This window comes from Vibrio sp. CCUG 15886 (assembly GCF_028570825.1).
Taxonomy (GTDB): Bacteria; Pseudomonadota; Gammaproteobacteria; order Enterobacterales; family Vibrionaceae; genus Vibrio; species Vibrio vulnificus_B.
This window is the reverse complement of record NZ_JAQQBT010000001.1, coordinates 869,270-886,688: the sequence shown is the minus strand read 5'-3', so window position 1 is coordinate 886,688 and position 17,419 is coordinate 869,270. Positions and strand designations below refer to the sequence as shown.

14 protein-coding genes are annotated in these 17,419 nt (G+C 47.3%); 5 read left to right on the top strand and 9 right to left on the bottom strand.

What is annotated here, in order from left to right; translation table 11 throughout:
- Positions 1 to 2: 2 nt before the first annotated feature.
- Positions 3 to 503, bottom strand: a complete 501-nt coding sequence (locus PQQ36_RS03810) for a hypothetical protein (protein ID WP_011152503.1) — start codon at positions 501 to 503, stop codon at positions 3 to 5.
- A 268-nt stretch (positions 504 to 771) separates the two neighbouring features.
- On the opposite strand from PQQ36_RS03810, the gene PQQ36_RS03805 reads away from it, so the two are divergent.
- Positions 772 to 3,132 carry a Lon protease family protein gene (locus PQQ36_RS03805; protein ID WP_040110983.1) on the top strand — a complete coding sequence of 787 codons (2,361 nt, stop codon included), beginning with the start codon at positions 772 to 774 and terminating at the stop codon, positions 3,130 to 3,132.
- Between the two features lie 322 nt (positions 3,133 to 3,454).
- On the opposite strand, the gene PQQ36_RS03800 is transcribed toward PQQ36_RS03805, so the two are convergent.
- The 6 genes from PQQ36_RS03800 to PQQ36_RS03775 all read right to left on the bottom strand — a co-directional run bounded on the left by PQQ36_RS03800 (position 3,455) and on the right by PQQ36_RS03775 (position 10,710).
- Complete coding sequence (locus tag PQQ36_RS03800) at positions 3,455 to 4,732, bottom strand: cytosine deaminase (RefSeq protein WP_040110982.1); 1,278 nt, start codon at positions 4,730 to 4,732, stop codon at positions 3,455 to 3,457.
- A 9-nt stretch (positions 4,733 to 4,741) separates the two neighbouring features.
- Positions 4,742 to 5,980, bottom strand: coding sequence for a cytosine permease (gene codB / locus PQQ36_RS03795; protein ID WP_225470369.1), 1,239 nt, complete (start codon positions 5,978 to 5,980; stop codon positions 4,742 to 4,744).
- Between the two features lie 216 nt (positions 5,981 to 6,196).
- Positions 6,197 to 7,099, bottom strand: coding sequence for an AraC family transcriptional regulator (locus tag PQQ36_RS03790; RefSeq protein ID WP_118894472.1), 903 nt, complete (start codon positions 7,097 to 7,099; stop codon positions 6,197 to 6,199).
- 567 nt (positions 7,100 to 7,666) lie between these two features.
- Positions 7,667 to 9,013, bottom strand: coding sequence for a magnesium transporter (locus tag PQQ36_RS03785; protein WP_011081708.1), 1,347 nt, complete (start codon positions 9,011 to 9,013; stop codon positions 7,667 to 7,669).
- A 141-nt stretch (positions 9,014 to 9,154) separates the two neighbouring features.
- The gene (locus PQQ36_RS03780) at positions 9,155 to 10,378 is read right to left on the bottom strand and encodes an HlyD family secretion protein (protein WP_225470368.1); all 1,224 of its coding nucleotides are present in this window, start codon (positions 10,376 to 10,378) and stop codon (positions 9,155 to 9,157) included.
- Complete coding sequence (locus PQQ36_RS03775; RefSeq protein WP_011081706.1) at positions 10,375 to 10,710, bottom strand: hypothetical protein; 336 nt, start codon at positions 10,708 to 10,710, stop codon at positions 10,375 to 10,377. The genes PQQ36_RS03780 and PQQ36_RS03775 overlap by 4 nt, the downstream gene beginning before the upstream one ends.
- A gap of 110 nt (positions 10,711 to 10,820) precedes the next feature.
- Between PQQ36_RS03775 and PQQ36_RS03770 the strand changes: the two genes are divergently transcribed.
- Positions 10,821 to 11,831, top strand: coding sequence for an AraC family transcriptional regulator (locus PQQ36_RS03770; protein ID WP_011152497.1), 1,011 nt, complete (start codon positions 10,821 to 10,823; stop codon positions 11,829 to 11,831).
- Between the two features lie 52 nt (positions 11,832 to 11,883).
- On the opposite strand, the gene PQQ36_RS03765 is transcribed toward PQQ36_RS03770, so the two are convergent.
- Entirely contained in the window at positions 11,884 to 12,588 is a 705-nt protein-coding gene (locus tag PQQ36_RS03765; RefSeq protein ID WP_273660352.1) for a hypothetical protein, read from the bottom strand.
- A gap of 385 nt (positions 12,589 to 12,973) precedes the next feature.
- Between PQQ36_RS03765 and PQQ36_RS03760 the strand changes: the two genes are divergently transcribed.
- Together PQQ36_RS03760 and PQQ36_RS03755 are read left to right on the top strand one after the other, a co-directional pair.
- Positions 12,974 to 13,678, top strand: a complete 705-nt coding sequence (locus PQQ36_RS03760; protein WP_015728181.1) for a response regulator transcription factor — start codon at positions 12,974 to 12,976, stop codon at positions 13,676 to 13,678.
- Positions 13,678 to 15,078, top strand: a complete 1,401-nt coding sequence (locus PQQ36_RS03755; protein WP_011081702.1) for an ATP-binding protein — start codon at positions 13,678 to 13,680, stop codon at positions 15,076 to 15,078. Before PQQ36_RS03760 ends, PQQ36_RS03755 begins: the two co-directional genes overlap by 1 nt.
- A gap of 91 nt (positions 15,079 to 15,169) precedes the next feature.
- Here PQQ36_RS03755 and PQQ36_RS03750 read toward each other — a convergent pair whose 3' ends face one another.
- The gene (locus PQQ36_RS03750; protein ID WP_108653868.1) at positions 15,170 to 15,835 is read right to left on the bottom strand and encodes a pyridoxamine 5'-phosphate oxidase family protein; all 666 of its coding nucleotides are present in this window, start codon (positions 15,833 to 15,835) and stop codon (positions 15,170 to 15,172) included.
- A gap of 116 nt (positions 15,836 to 15,951) precedes the next feature.
- Between PQQ36_RS03750 and pdxR the strand changes: the two genes are divergently transcribed.
- A complete protein-coding gene (pdxR, locus tag PQQ36_RS03745) occupies positions 15,952 to 17,409 on the top strand; it encodes a MocR-like pyridoxine biosynthesis transcription factor PdxR (RefSeq protein ID WP_273660351.1) in 1,458 nt (485 codons plus the stop codon).
- Positions 17,410 to 17,419 lie beyond the last annotated feature (10 nt).

Genomic DNA, 17,419 nt, shown 5'->3' with positions numbered 1-17,419 from the left:
TCTTAGTTAAGGACGCGAGAAGCGTGCTGTGGAGCGCTACCATTAAAAAGCTGTAGCGTTGCAAACTGCGCGTGTGCGCGGTTGACGTGATCTAACTCCAGCATCCATTGCGCATTACGTTGTGCTCGGCAAAACGCCGTCATGTACGAGAGCAAATCATCGCAATGTTTGCTTAACATGGAGTGCACACGTTGAATGAGTTCACTTTGCTCCAGTGCCACAAATTGGAACAGAGCATAGGTGTTGTTGAGGGTAGAAAAAGCGTCTTGATAGAGCCCCATGCGGTTATACAGTTCAGACTGCATGATACTGGCGTCACGTAATCCGCTGAGCAAACAAACGAGCTGACACGGTTTGAGTTCACAGTCATGTGCGGCTGACTGAATATGGGTAGGCAAGTAAGTGAGCACTTCACTAAATAAGTGATGAGCTTCCGGCCAATGACCTTGTTCCATTAACTCTTGGGCTTTAAGAAAGCGCATCCAGCATTGTTCGATGTTCACTTTACTCTCCTGTCTAAAACGCGATTCTTGAAGTTTAAATGAAAATTATTATCAAATGCAAGTTCATATCATTTGTCTTAATTTGTTTAACAATTGCTGCATTTCTGCTCACTTGCGCTGGCGTGTTGCATAAGTCACTAAAAATTCTATTATTTCCGACTAGACTTGAGGTAGTGTGGAGTAAAGAACCTCCTGAGAGCTCAATATAGCGAAGAATGGATTGAGCTAACTGGGAAGAATGACAAGAACAATAAACAAGGAGGCAGCTATGGCGATTCAAAGATTATCCGCAGCACAACTCTATTCTGTGGCTGAATTAGAACAACTGCCATGTAAGTCAACCAAGGAGTTGGCTCCGATTGACGAGATTGTGGGGCAAGAACGCGCTCAAAAAGCGGTTGAGTTTGCTATGTCAATCAAGGAAAAAGGTTACAACATCTACGCCATTGGCCAGAATGGCCTAGGTAAGCGTACGATGATTTTGCGCTATTTAAACCGCCATCAACATGACGTGAATGCATTGTATGATTGGTGCTATGTCGCGAACTTCGAAGATATTCGCACCCCAAAAGTGCTCAAGTTACCGCAAGGGGTGGGCGTTCAGTTCCGTAATGATATTGAGAAGCTGATGACCAAGTTGGTCAACGCAATGCCGCTGGCGTTTGATAATGAAATGTATTATTCACGCGCCGATAAGCTGAAAAACCAACTGGTACAAAAGCAGGAACAAGAACTCGAGCGTATTACGAAAGATGCCAAAGAAAAAGGCATTAGCCTGACAATCACCACACAAGGTGATTACCAGTTTGTCGCGTTGAACGGTGAAGAGCTGCATACAGAAGAGACTTTTGATGCTCTAAGCCGTAAAGAGCAGGAGTACTTTGGTGCCAGTATCGACGAGCTTGAAGTGAACCTTCGTTCGATGGTGCGCCACTTAACGGAGTGGGAAGAGTCTTACAGTGAGAAGATAAAAAAGCTCAATGATGATGTGACTCGCGATGTGATTACGCACTTTATCAAGCAACTTAAACTCGATTATTCACAATATCCAGAGATTAAAACTTATTTAACGGAACTGCAAAAAGACATCATCGAAAACGCCGATATCTTTTTGGAAGAGACGGGTGAGCAAGGTGAAGTGGCCACCGCTTCTCTTGATAAGAAACTGCCGCGCCGCTACAAAGTGAACGTGCTAGTGAGTCGCAAGACGGGTGAGTTTCCTATTGTGGTAGAAGAGACACCGAACTATCACACGCTGTTCGGCTCGATTGAAACCGCGACATTCAAAGGCACGGTATTTACAGATTTCTCCTTAATTCGTGCGGGTAGCTTGCACAAAGCCAATGGTGGCGTGCTGTTGATGGATGCACAAAAAGTGCTTGAGCAGCCGTACGTGTGGGATGGTTTGAAACGAGCGCTTCGTTCTCGTCAGCTTAGCTTTACCTCGTTAGAAAAAGAGGTGACCTTGACTGGTGCGGTGTCACTTGATCCGGAACCGATCCCGCTCGACATCAAGATCATTTTGTTTGGCGACTATCGCACGTATCAGTTGTTGCAACACTACGATCCAGAGTTCAGCGAGCTGTTCCGAGTCACGGCCGATTTTGAAGATGAAATGAAGCGTACACCGGAGTCTGAACTTCAGTACGCGCGCTTTATCTCCAGTGTGGTGCACGACAATGGCATGCTGCATTGCGATAAGAAAGCCATTGCGCGCATCATTGAGCACAGCTCTCGTCTAGTGGGCGACCAAGGCAAGCTCTCATTGCATTCGGCGCACATTGCCAATTTGCTACGTGAGTCGAACTATGTGGCCAAGCAATCTAACTCTAACATGATCCGCATCGGTCACGTTGAGGAGGCTCTGAGCAATCAAGAAATGCGAGTGAGCCGATTGCAAGATGCTGTGATGGAAGGATTTATTAATGGCACCACGTTAATTCGTACCGAAGGTAGTGCGGTGGGCCAAGTAAATGCACTTTCTGTTTTGAGTACCAGTGATCACGCATTTGGCGCGCCAAACCGTATTACTGCCACCACTTGTTATGGTGATGGTGAGGTGATCGATATTGAACGTAGCGTGGATTTGGGAGGCAGCATTCACTCTAAAGGCGTGATGATATTGTCGGCTTACCTCTCATCGGTATTTGGCCGCAACGCTAAGGTGCCACTGACGACGACGATTACGTTTGAGCAATCGTATGGCGGTGTGGATGGTGACAGCGCCAGCATGGCGGAGTTGTGTGCCGTTGTGTCGGCGTTTTCTAAACAGCCAAACCGACAGGATATCGCGATCACCGGCTCGATGAACCAATTTGGTGAGTCACAGCCGATTGGCGGGGTAAACGAGAAGATCGAAGGCTTCTTTGATGTGTGTGCTATCAAAGGTCGTCATGATCAACAAGGGGTGATTATTCCACGCTCGAATGTGCATAATCTGATGTTGAGACCAGATATTGTTAAAGCCGTAGAAAAAGGCGATTTCCATATTTGGGCGATTGATCATGTCACTGAAGCGATTGAGATCTTTACCGGCAAATCGGCGGGCGAGCCCACCGATGATGGCAGCTACCCCATTGACACTATCTTTGGTATTGCTCAAGCCAAACTCAACGCGCTGAGAAAATGATAACGAATAAAATCAATATTTTATGGGTTGATTTTCTAGCAACAAAGACGGCTCCTAAGGGAGCCGTTTAATGTTGAGTTATTATCATTGATATGAGAGTTGTGAGTGTGACGTTGTTAGTGAATTCTGAAAATTCGCTATCTCTTTTCAGGTTCACTGGGTTGTGTTAACACTAGTCGTGATTTTTTAAGTGCGCAAATATTCCACAATTTATTATTAAATTACTTAATATCTATGTGATATTGATTCCATATTAATGGGGTTGAATGAAAAAATTGGCCCGATGGGCCAATTTCGTCTTCAAAGGCATTTATCACCAATGTTAGCGCTGAAAAGTGACTTGTTCACGCTCACCAAGGTGGATGTGCGTTGTCGCAGGTTGCGTTTCCGCAATCACTTTACCGTGACGAACAGAGTAACGAACCGGCACTTGGCGACGCACAGCATCAAAACCATTTTCCGCTGGAAGGATCAGCAAGCTACCAGGTTTACCTGCTTCAATACCGTGCTTGTCTTGAATGTTCAGCGTACGCGCTGAGTTGGTGCTGATCAGATCAAGTGAGTTGTTGATTTGGTCGTATCCCATCACTTGGCAAACATGCAGACCCATGTGCAGCACTTGCAGCATGTTTGCTGTGCCGAGCGGATACCAAGGATCAAACACGTCATCGTGACCAAAACAGACGTTGATGTTGGCGTTGAGCATCTCTTTTACGCGAGTCACACCACGACGTTTTGGGTAGTCATCAAAGCGACCTTGAAGGTGGATGTTGACCAGCGGGTTCGCCACGAAGTTGATGCCCGACATGCGCAGCAAACGGAAGAGGCGAGAGGCGTACGCACCGTTGTATGAGCCCATCGCCGTTGTATGGCTTGCGGTTACCTTGTGACCCATGTTGAACTTGTGCGCTAGCGCTGCCAGCGTTTCAACAAAACGTGATTGCTCATCATCAATTTCATCACAGTGCACATCGATCAAACGGTCGTATTTTTGTGCCAGTTCAAAAACGTAATGCAGCGACTCAATGCCGTATTCACGAGTAAACTCAAAGTGAGGAATTGCACCAATCACATCCGCACCTAATTGAACCGCTTCTTCTAGCAACTCTTTGCCGTTCGGGTAAGAAAGAATGCCTTCTTGCGGAAACGCAACGATTTGGATGTCGACCCACTCTTTCATCTCTTCACGCACTTCCACCATCGCTTTTAAGGCAATGAGTGTTGGGTCCGATACGTCAACGTGAGTACGAACGTGTTGCACACCGTTGGCGATTTGCCACTTAAGTGTTTGCTTCGCGCGTGATTTGACATCTTCAATCGACAGCATTCCTTTGCGCTCAGCCCAACGCTCGATGCCTTCGAAAAGTGTCCCAGAGATATTCCAGCTTGGCTCACCCGCGGTTTGCGTGGTGTCTAGGTGAATGTGCGGCTCACAGAACGGGGCGACCGCCATGCCGCCCTCGGCATCAAGAACGTCACCGGTGTAACTGAGTTCGACATTGTTGTCTTCAATACGCGTGAATTGACCATCCTCAATCAAAATTTGCTGGAGACCTTCCTGTCCTTTAAGCGTTGCGTTCTTGATCAATAGTGTTGTCATGAGGGTTCCTTACGCTGGCAGCTCGGCCAGTCTCTTTTTATTTAGAATAGGATTGAGAATTAGGTAGCTGATTGTGCCGCCGAGTACCGCGTTGACAGGTACTACACCTGGAAGGAAGTGACCTGCGGCCACACCAATCGCTACGGCGATAATGCCAGCCCAGTTGACCGTTTGGAACTCTGCTGCGGCGAAATTGAAATAACGTTTACGGTTGATAAAGAAATCCGCAATGATGACGCCACCAATGGGTGGAATGGCAAGCGACAGGAAGGTCAACCAGCCGACAAAGTTATTGTACAACCATAGCGCGCATAACGTGCCGACCAAACCGTTCACCATGGAGATGTATTTGCTTGGCAAGCCTGTGATGTTTGAGAAGCCTAGACCGGATGCGTAAAGCGCGTTGTCGTTGGTGGTCCAGATATTCAAACCAAGCACAATGATCGCCGGGATAAGCAGACCTTGCGCAATCATCACTTCGGAGATATCGGATTGACCAGTGACTGCCGCGCCCGCAGCACCAAAGATAAACATCAGTGAGTTGCCGATAAAGAATGCCACCATAGTGACCATCACTGCACCTTTTGGCTTTTTGCCGAATCGTACGAAGTCCGCAGTCAGGGTACCCGCGCTGACGAATGAGCCAACGACCATTGCTAGTGCCACTGAAAAGTCGATAGGTTGCGCTGGTTGTACTTTTTGCAACTCTGCCACACCACCTACGCTGTTGACCGCTTCGATCACTGAATATCCACCGAGCAGGGCAATTGCGGGTACAGCAATGGCAGATAACACCATCAGCGCAGAGATACCGAAGTAAACCGTCGCTGTCATTAATAGACCAGAAATGATGATGAGGGTATTGGTATCAATGCCTGTCGCTTTGTTGACTGGAATCGCAAACATCGCCACGCCAACACCAAACCAACCGACTTGTGTACCACCAAGCAGTGCTGAGGGAAGCCAAGAGCCTTTAGAGCCAAAAGAGAAACGAGCAAGAAGGTGAGTAGAGAGACCAGTAGAAGCGCCGATGTAACCTAGGAAAGAAGTGTAAATACCGAGGATGAGGTTACCAATGAGAACAGCGAGGAAGAAATCGTTAAATGAGAGTCCAGTACCGAGTGAACCGCCCGTCCACATACTCGCGGAGAAGAAAGTGAGCCCTAACATCACCATGGTTAAAGACGCAACGCCTTTTCTGGCTGAGTTGGGAACCGGGCCCAAACTGAAGTTATTATCGGCCGCCATTTTTACCTCCACGATACAATAGAATAGTCATTATAGACCCAAATTTTGGGTAAACGGCGCGTATTATGGTGATGAAAATAAGGCTGTCAATGATGTTTTTGTTAATAAAACGTTTGCATTTGACTTTGTTGTTTTATCGCTTATTTTTATGAATTATCTGACATTAATACGTTTTGTTTGTGAGCATGGGTGAGCAACCGCTCACCCAGTTTCGATCTAGGCTGTAACGGCAGTGCAGAAACTGACATCCGCGTGCTGGGTCTGTGGATCATAGGAATGATACAGCTCAAAGCAAGGACGCTCATCCGACTCCAAGCCACGCTCGACAAGCCGTGCCATCAACTCGTCCCACGCGGTGGCATATTGCGCGTTATCGGTAATGGTTTTACGGATGAACGCATACTCACCGCCAGGAAAGTCTTTGATTTCGATCTCGCCATTTCCCTCCGCATTTTCACAGTTGAGCAAGCAGATGTCCGTTCGACATTTGTCCGCAGGGGTAATCTCAGGGTTATCGTGATAAATGAAAATACAGGTGTTGCCCGCCAAACCACGTGGTCCTGCCCATTGATATAACTTTTGTGTGGCTGGTTCGTAGTTTTTGCCGTACTCACCAGTGACACGAATATAGGCAATTTTACTGGCTGGGAATGTTTGAATATCCATTGTGCTACTCCATGTTTGTGATTCCCCTCCAGTGTATGAGGGTTCAGTGAGTGCTTCGTGTCCATTCTTGCGCAGCGTGTGTCCTATCTTGCTCTCTTGTAGCACCAGAGCAAACTGTTCAAGCGTTTCACACTGTCGAATCTGTGAGGGCGTAAGTCCAAAATGCTGCCGAAATGCTTTCGCTAAGCTTTGCGAACTGGAGAATCCATAGTCTAGCGCTACCTCAGTCACGCTGGGTTTGCTGTAAAACAGCAGATTGGCAATCTTTTCCAGTCGAAGGCGACGCAAGTATTCATTAAGCGTCTCACCAGTGACCGCTTTAAAGATGCGATGAAAATGGTAAGGAGAAAGGTGAGCCAGACGAGCCACTTCTTCTAGGTTTAGAGGTGTATCAAAGTGGTTCTCGAGATAGCGAATCACAGGGATCAAACGTTGTTGATAATTGGTTTTGATAATCATGACGGATGGATTGCAATGATGGCTTTTGAATAATGAATCTCTCGATAGCCTAAGAGAATTTGACAAAGAAAGGAAAGTGTTTCGTAGGGAAGTTAGAGCGGATAGATAAAAAAAGAGCCAACCGCAAAAGGTGCGATTGGCTTATATACATGTGAACAAATCAAGTTCACTAACAACGTCAGTTGGCTAGGTGACCCTCGGCTTAATAAGGGTCACGTTTATATAAGCAGAAAGCGTGCCAACTTTTTTTAGCGCCAAATTCCGCGTTTTTACCATGGTTTCTGTGATATTGGTTGCTTAGTTTTCTGAGGTGATTGCAAATTGCAATTGCGTTTTGCAATTTATAATTAAAACGCTATTGATAGGGTGGTGTAATAACTAAAGCTAATAATAAATCTATTTATAAATTGGGTGAGGTGTTTAGCCCAGTGAGGGAGTGTGATGTCAGTGTGGTTTGGGTTGATAAAGTCAAAAGGCAGAACAACGGAATAAAAAACGGAAGCGTCGAGCTTCCGTTTTCTTTCACCTTGAGGTCAAGGTCCTGAATGTGGTGATGGCAGCCTAAAGCAAAACCAAACTGGCTGTGCCAAGAAAGGCAAAGAAACCAACCACATCCGTGACGGTAGTGAGAATCACTGAACCTGCCAGTGCGGGATCAAGATCCAATTTGTCGAGAATGATTGGAATCAGCACACCAAACATCGCCGCGGTAATAATATTAACGATAATTGCCAACGCGATGGTTCCGCCAAGGAGAGGGGACTGGAACCAAAGAGCCGCAAGCCCGCCGATGATGATCGCCCAAAGCAAGCCATTTATCGCACCAATGCCGAATTCGTTTTTGAACAAGGCAAAGCGGTTACCTGGCGTGATCTGATTGAGCGCCATAGCACGAACCATCAGTGTTAAGGTTTGACTACCGGCAATGCCCCCCATGGAAGCGACTATCGGCATCAACACTGCCAGCGCCACCACTTGCGCTATCACGTCTTCAAACAGACCAATGGTGACAGAGGCAAGTATCGCGGTGAGCAAGTTAATCCCGAGCCATACACCGCGTTTTTTCGAACTTTTGATGACTGGCGCGAAGAGATCGTCCCCTTCGTCCATACCCGTGCCAGCCATTAAACGCGCTTCGTAAATTTCCCTTTGTGTTGTGAGGGCAAACTGCCAATCGACCTCACCAATCAGTGTTTGGTCTTCATCAACAACCGGAAGGGCTGGTAAGGAACTGTGCTCGACAGCTTCGACGGCTTCCGCCAGCGCCATCTTACTACTTAGCAGAATGACAGGGTCAATCACTAAATTCTTGAGTACGGTATGGCCTTCGCTACGCAAAATTTCGTAGTAATTCACAACGCCCCGAAACTGTTTCTTTTTATTGATGAGATAGACTTGCTGCGGCGTGTCAAAACTGTATTTTTCCATCAATCGTTTTGCGCGATCAACAGAGATATTAAACGGTAAGGTAATGATTTTTCGCTCAGCCCAACGGCCTAGCTCGTCATCACCGTATTTGTTCGCTAAGTCGAACAGTTCAAGTTCATCTTTTTGAATCAACGACAGTGCTTCGTTGATGATTTCTTCAGGCAATGAATCTGCCCATTCGATCAACGAAAGGTTATCAAGTTTCGCTAAGGTGAGTTTGAGTTCTATCTCAGATAAGGCATTGATGACGGAATAGCGCGCGTCGGCACGCATGTCGGTTAGCACATCAATGTGCATCTCCAATGGCAAAGCACGCCACAAGCGCACACGATCATCAACGGGTTGCGATTCTAAAATCAGTGCAATCGAGCCGGATTCGAGACCATGCTCGATGGAATCGTTGAGCAAAACGATCTGCTCAGCATCTTCTGCTTGTGCAATCTGTTCGATCAGTAAGGGTAGATCCTGATATTCGCTCACAAAGTATCCCCCGAAAAAATAAAAACAATGAAAATTATAATGTTGGATAAGGTACTGGAAAGCGCAGGGATTTCAAAGGTGGTCGAGAAAATAAAGTGTTGAGAAGGAAAGAGGTAAGACCGCTCAGGGCGGTCTTAATGGTTAGATGGAGTAGAAAAAGTACAACTGAGATTTCATGCGGATAATGATGCCACGAATCACGTCTAAGAAAGCGAGGAAACCAATGGGTTTTTCACCGCTGACCCATGCCAATCCCACTGAACCGACAGGCAAGTCGTAGCCTTCTGGTTCATCAATTTTTAAACGCACAAAGTGATGCTTGTTGGCGAGGTTTTTGCCAGTGGTCATACGCACTGAATCATCCCAACCAAGCAGGTTGCCTTGCGCTTCTCCAGTGGCTTCCACAATGCCTTCGACTTCTGCGGAGAAAATTTTTCCGGGGTAGACCGAAGAGGCGAACTCCGCCATTTGCCCTGGTTTGACATTGCGAATGGCTTGGTGATTAACACGCATCAAAACGTACTTTTCGTTGGTGTACATTTGCAGCCTTGGCATCATGGAAACACGTTGCCCTTCACGCAAGATGAAGTTGGTGACAAAGCCATCGGCTGGTGCGTAAACCAATGTGCTGTCAAGATCCCATTGCGTGCGTGCAACTTGCTCTTTCGCCTTGGCAAGATCGGCTGTGCGGGTTTCGACGGCCAACTCAGCCTTGGTAATGTCGAGTTTTGCGCGGCTTGCATCGACTTCTTTCTTCTTCAAGGACGATTGCAACGTTGCAATGTTCTGTTTAGCCAGTTCCACTGCCGTTGTCTGCTTGTCGATGTCATTCTGCGTGATGGTGTTCTTCACCACTCGGTTTTGTTCGACGTATCGCGTTAATGTTTTGGCTTGCAACTGATGATCGGCTTTCGCTGCTGCTAACTGACTTTTTGATGTTTCTAGGTCTTGCAACGCCGCCTCATGGCTTGCTTGAGCAATGGCGATGTCTTCTTGTGCGACTTTAAGAGCCACTTGCGCTGCTTGGCTTGTCACTTTGGCTTGGTTGAGCGCAATTTGATAGGGCGTATCATCCAGTTGGTAAATGAGCTGACCTTTGCTGATCTCTTGATTGGGCGAAATGTAGATTTTTTCAACTTTACCGTTGACGTTGCTGGAGTCCGGGCGCAATTGAATGTGTGGCGATTGCACCACCGAGCCGCCAGAAATGTCCATCGGCGTGAAATTGATCAACCCAACCCAAACAAACATTAACCAAGAGACGCCGCCCATGTAAGCAAAGGCTTTCGTCCCTTTGTTCCAAGGCATGCCCACCATGCGTAGCAAATAGATAAACAGCGCCCATACCGCTAAACCTTCAATCATTTCGCGTTCTCCTGCTCCTGCTGTTGGGCATCGGTTTCGGGTGTGCCTTTCCAAGTGTCACGTAAATGAATAATCGCCTTGTCCATGTCGACAAAAGCGAGAATAACGGCCAGCACCCAAACCCAGTGCCAAATAAATCCAATCCATGTGAGGGCGGTGATGAGTCCGATTTGATGATGATCTTTACTGTGTGCTTTATTAATGGGGAGCTCGTGAATCTTCCAAAAGCCAAATCCCGCTGCCGCAACACTTGCGACCAATACGACGGTAGCCATCACATGCAAGGCAGTATCCGCGCCCGTTCCAACGAACGGCACACTAAGTAGACTCATTCAATTCTCCTGTATTCGATTTTTGCGCTATTGTGTTCAGGAATTGATAACTCACTTAGTTTGTGACAGATTACTTCATTATTTATTTAAATTTGATGTGATCTGTTTTTGTGGATATTAAATCTGTTCGCTTTGTTCGTGCGATCTCTATTGTTAACTTGCAGCTCAATGCCAAGCGTCTCTACGGCTTGTCTCAGGCACAAATCGGTCTTCCTGATTCCGTATTTCATAACACCATGAACCTGATTCCATTGCCGGAATTGAACCGTTTATACGCGAACTTAGAACGTTTTACTGAGGCGGATTTCATCCTGAAATTGACCAAAGAGGTGGACATTGAAAAGTTGGGTGCTGTGGGGCGTTGGCTTTTCTCAGGCTACGATTTATCGACCACCATTCGACGCATTAACTACGGAATAGGTTGTCTGCAATCTGGTGCGTTTCTCGCTGGCTCGCAAGTCGGGCCGCTGGTCAAATGGACCTACGAAAACCCCTTCATTCATCCCGATGTGAAAGTGCATGACAGCATACGCGTGGCGGTGTTTATGACCAAAATCGTCCGTGAATACTTAGGTGAGGATTTTACCCCGCGTCGAGTGATGCTTTCCGGCTCTCGCACTCATCGTGCGTTATACCAAGAGTATTTTGGCTGTGAAGTCGGGTGGAACCACAATAAAACCGAAGTTTGGTTACATTCGGACGATCGACTGGCCGTCAGGCAAAAGAAGCTGGTGGCGAACAAGCGCCTTGCCATGAACTTCTCTGATTTGGATGACTTGCTCAATATGCCTGTGCCGGATGACGAACTGAAATCCATCTATGAGCTGGTTAACTACAGCTGTCATTATGGGTTACCGACGCTGAAACGTGTGGCGGACTTGATGTCCATATCTGAACAACAGTTACAGCGGCGTTTGCATCGTTTGGGATTAAACTTTTCAACGGTTTGCGGCTATGTATTGAGTAACCAAGCGGTTAACTTGCTCGCGCACGGCGTTGAGATTGAGGTGATTGCGCAGCGTTTGGGTTATACCAATGTGGCGAGTTTCAATCGAATGTTCAAAAAACATCGTGGAGTGACGCCAGCGCAGTATCGGCAGCGTTTCCACGATGTCTATTAAAACAGAATATAGGGCTCATCCTGATGTTGATGCATTCAACAGAGGCGAGTGTTTATTCTTGTGGACGCCAGCTTAGTGCTCCGGCGATCGCGCCAATAGCGAGCACGTCTTTTTCATGGCTTGTCAGTTCAGGTAGCCATTGCACCGTCAGCATGCCGTTGGTTTGTACGGCAGCAATTTCACGGCCATTGTGCTTAAAACTGTAGCCAAGCGGAGATTCAAGCGGCATCAGTAGCCCTTCACCCGTATGCACAGTTTCGAGTTCAAAGCGAGTGTGGCCCACTTCAATGTAGCCTGTTTCTTTCTTTTCTAGACCCAAATCGATCACCGTCGATTTCTCTTGCATGACGAACTGACCCACTTGTTCACCTGCTTGGAAAATGGTGCACTGATAAGGCTTGTTGCCACCAAATTGAACGCCCATGTAGTTCACGTTCGTGCCACCGCCTGAACAACTCATGGTCCACATCTGGTTATTTTGGGTGTTGGTGATATTGGCAGCCATCTCGCCTTTTGAGGTCGAGATGGTATCAAACCATGAAGAATTGGAAGCATGACGAGAGTATTGGCCGTTATACAAACCGGCGAGATCAAACGTACCTTCTTGGCCTAGCCCCCAAAAATCACCATCCGTTTTGATGATCAATTCAGGTTGTTGTTTCACCAAATCTGATTTGGACATGATGGCGACAGAGCCACACGCAGTAAGCATTGCAGCAACCGAGAATAGCGCTACAGATTGGAGTTGTTTTCGCACAATAGTACTCTCAAATGGAATGGGGAAATGGATGGGTGCGAATCATACCTTTAGTCAATGTAATGTGCAGCTATGCGCTTGGATTCAGTGGTGGCTGGATATTTGAATTTGTAAGCAATAAGCCCGGATTGCTTACAAATTGCCTTGGCATTTAATTCTGAAATTCAATTTATTTTTGGCGTTAAATTTTAACGTATAAGCGATTGGTTGGTTTATTAGGTGTATGATCTGTGTAGATGGTTTGGTTTTATAAAGTCCTTCACTAATGTAAGGTCATGTAAGCGTAACTCGTCTTTTTGACGAGTCAATTATTTGACCTTTTGTTTTTGCCTTCGCCAATCTTTCCTATATACTGCGCGCGGATTTATAGACTGGGTGTATCGTTTTGTTGGATTGCAAAATTCTACTGATTGAAGATGACTTGGAAATCGCGAGATTGACCAAAATGTATTTAGATGCAGAAGGTTATCAAGTGAAAGTCATCCATGAAGGTACTCATGCCGCAGAGACAGTGAAGTCCTATGAGCCGCATATTGTACTACTCGACTTGATGTTGCCGGGCAAGGACGGCGCAACCATCTGTAAAGAAATTCGTCACTTCTATCAGGGCATGATCATGGTGTTGACGGCCTCAGAAGATGAGATGAGCGAAGTGTGCCTATTCAAGTTTGGTGCGGACGATTACGTGACTAAGCCCGTGCGAGGGCATGTGCTGGTGGCTCGCATCGAAGCGCTATTGAGGCGTTTACAGCGAGGCGTTCAATCTCCGAGCGACAGCCCGTCATACATCAAGCAAGTGTATGGGCTGAGCATTAACGAAAAAATGCAAAGTGCCGCTTATCTTGATAAACCACTTAACTTAACAACGTCGGAATTTGAAATCTTACAGCTTCTTATTGCCAGCATTGATCAAGTGGTAACGCGAGATGACTGCTGTCAGGCTGCACGTGGTATTGAATACAGTTTTAACAATCGTTCTATCGATATGCGTGTCTCGGGCTTAAGAAGAAAGTTACAGCAAGCGAATGTACAAAGTGCGGTGATCAAAACCATCCGCAATCGCGGATATATGCTAGTAGGCACTCATTAATGCGCCGTTCGATGTTCACTTGTCTCTATTTGGAGCTGGTGATTGGGCTGTTTGTCACGGTCGCTGTGTTTCTCTACTTCGCTGAAGATTATATGCGGCAGACCGATCTTGAAATCTTCCTCAATGATGGCAGCTACTTTGTTGATCTCTATACCGAGCAACGCACCAAAGCGGATTCTCAATTTTCCGCACTGGCACGCAATCATTATCAGAAGTTCTACATTTTTGAACTCTATTTGCTCGACAATTGGGATGGCTCTCCCCCCTGTGATGGCTGCAGACTGCTGGATACGTTGCAAGCCGTGCCAATTTATATCACCGAAGAAAACGTCTATCTGGCGGTATTCCCTCTGCCAAACTCTCGCCATAGCTTAGTGTTTAAAGAAACACGCGATTTCTTTAGTCCCAATATCGAGTGGTATGAAGATTCGGAAATCAAATTTTTGCTGATGTTGGTGACCACGATGGCGCTATCACTCGCCTTGTTGGTTTATGTGCCTCTCTATCGCGTGAGAAAGAGGGTAGATCGCTTAGTGGCATTGCAAAAGCGCTTTGGGGAAGGGGAATTGAGTGTGCGCTCAGAGATCTACAACACGTCACCGCTGCATGAAGCTTCCGTCAGTTTTAATATGATGGCGGAAGAGATTGAAAGCCGCGTCAAACAGAGCCAGATTTTTTCTCAGGCAATACCGCATGAAATTCGTACGCCACTCAGCCGTATTCAAATGGCCTCCGATCTCGTGCGCCGAAAAGTGCCCGCCGAGCAGCAGCGACTTTTTGACGATATTGATGAGTACATAGAAGATATCAACGAGCTGACCACTGACGTCATTCAGCTCTCGCGCCTCAATGCGCTGACAAAAGAGTATCGTGAGAGCATGCGCATAGAGAAATCGTTATTGGCGTTTTGCGAGTGTCGCACAAGGTTGATGTCCAACGGTTTGGGAGATGTGAAGACTGACGGCATCCGCCGCAGCGACGTGATGGTGTTTGAATCGACGTTAGCCAAATTGGTGCTCGACAACCTGATTAAAAACGCGGCCCGCTATGGTCATGGCAGAGTAGACGTCACACTGCGCGATTTCGATTGCTGCTGGTGTATTGACGTTGAAGATGATGGTCCAGGCATTCCGCTGGATAAACGTGACGAGATCTTCATTGCTTTTGCGCGTTTAGATCAAAGTCGCAATGCCAACTCTGGTGGATTTGGACTTGGACTGGCGATTGCGTCAAGCGCGGCAAAACGTTTAGGCTGGCACCTTTCTGTCGATGATAGCCATTTGGGTGGGGCGCGATTTAGCATCTTGATCCCTAATCAAAACAATGGCGACAATGCCTCGCCCTGTGATGACGAAGCCTTTAAGAAATATCAAGCTCGAATCGATAAAGCATTCCATTAACCACAAGACAACTCACTGATATTCTGTGGTTAATGGTCAACATGCTTGGCTAAATTAACCAGATAAAAATCACTAGCAGATGCAAGAGCGCTCAACGAGAAGCTTGATGCCAACGAGCACCATAGGCATGACTGTAATCGGGTTGCGCGATACTGCCTTGTTGTTCTTCGACACCCACTAATGGCCCGACAACGGTTCGGTAGGGTAAGATGCCCGCCCAAACGGGGCGATCGAGATCGCTGCTGTCGTCATTGACACCAAATGCACTGATTTTTACTGAAGCTTCTTCCAACCCGATGGCGAGCAGCTCGGTGGCATTGAGCTCTTTTTCGTTACTTAAGCGAACCTGCTCGGTGCGACCAGGGGCAATCTGCTCAATAAAATGATTCAACAAACGATCCTTTTCTGCATTCTCTTCTATCACATTAAATTGACCAAAAACCACCGCGCTTCGGTAGTGGGCACTGTGGTGAAAGGCAGAGCGTGCCAACACCCAACCATCAAATAAAGTAAAAGTGAGGCAGGTATTTTGCCCTGATCTCAGCGCTTTGATTAAGCGGCTGTTTCGCGCGCCATGAATATAGACTTGGTTGTCGACACGCCAAGCAAGCATCGGAATGACAATGGGTCCGGAGGCATCCGAAATGGCGATGTGAGCAATCAAGCTTTCATCAATGATCCGATGTAACTGCTCGACATCGTGTACTGCTTTACGTGCCGCTTTTTTAATTTGAGTCCTGTCCGTTGCTGACAACATACTTCTCTCCCTTTCGTGCGAAGTGCTTAGATGACACGAACAATAAAGACAAATTGGTCTAGCTATAAGGTCCAATTTTGATTTATGTTTAGATCCAATTGGAAAAAGGACTGACCATGCTACCGATTGAAATCGGCGATCTGACACTGACGCCAAAAACAGGTGTGTTACAGCAAGATCTTTACAACGCCATTCGAGAAAAAATCACGCACGGACTTTGGAATAAGCAGGGGCGCTTGCCTGCCACACGTAAGTTAGCTCAGGCGCTCAATGTGAGCCGCAACACCGTCATCGCGGCGTACGAGCAACTCAGTGCGGAGGGTTACATTGAAAGCCGTGTTGGCGCGGGCTACTACGTTGCGGTTGAGCTACCAGAGCACTTTCTGGGAGAGATGGCGATTTCGCCAGCTCAAGAAAAGAGCATTGCGGAATTCACAGCAGAACTTGAACCCATCAAGATTAACCGAGCCTTTGCGCCCGGCGTGCCGGATCTGGAAAAATTCCCGCTGCATGAATGGCAAAAATATGTACAACGCCAACATTCGCGGCGCACCATCTTAGGCAATCAAATCGTCAAAGGGGATTACGCCCTCAGGTGCGCTTTAGTGGATTACTTGGCGTCGAGTCGCTCTGTTAAATGCCAAGCTGAGCAAATCATCATTACCTCCGGCGCACAGCAGGCCTTAACCATTGCGCTGATGTGCGCAAAAGAAGCAAGCGAACCACTGTTAATGGAGCAACCGGGTTACAGCCAAATGCGCAAAGTGGCCCGCTTATTGGGCATGCCGATGGTGCCCCTTAACGTCGCAGTGAGAAGCGGCATTGAGGTTGCCGATGTGCTCGCTTCTGAATGTCGTTTTGTCTACCTGACGCCGAGCAATCAATACCCAATGGGTACCACCTTAAGTACTGAGCAAAGAGTGCAGATCATCGAGTGGGCTCGAGTGAAACAGCGCTGGATCATTGAAGATGACTATGACAGCGAGTTCCAGTTTGCTCATCGCCCCTATACCAGCTTGCAAGGGCTAGCCAGCCAAATTGGTGCCAGTGATCGCGTTATGTATATTGGTTCATTTAGCAAGATCATGTTTAACGGTTTGCGACTGGGCTACCTTGTCTTGCCCCTTGAGCTGGTGGACAGGGGCTGCGAAATCAAAGATGCCTTGAGTGGCGATTCGCCCACACATACTCAGGCTGCGTTGGCGGAATTTATTGCCGATGGCGCGTTAATGCGTCATATCCGTAAGATGCGTCGCCTCTATGCGCAGAAGTACCAAACGATGGTGGCGAGCATTGAACGTCATTTTTCTCAGCGCTTGGAAGTGATCAGCCAAGCCGCAGGGCTGCATGTGACCGTACGTTGGTTCCAAGGGCCTTCGGAGCAACAGTGGGCCGCCGCTGCTTTAAGCCAAGGCATTGTGATTCGTCCTTTAAGCTATTATGAAAGTGAAGCCTGCGCGCAACGAGATTGGCAGGGCGCGGTATTGGGATTTGGCAATGTGGCAGAGGAAGAGATTGACGCCAAGCTCGCTCTACTGGCAAGCTTGTTTGTGCAAATGTCGTCCCATCAATAAGGAAGCAAAT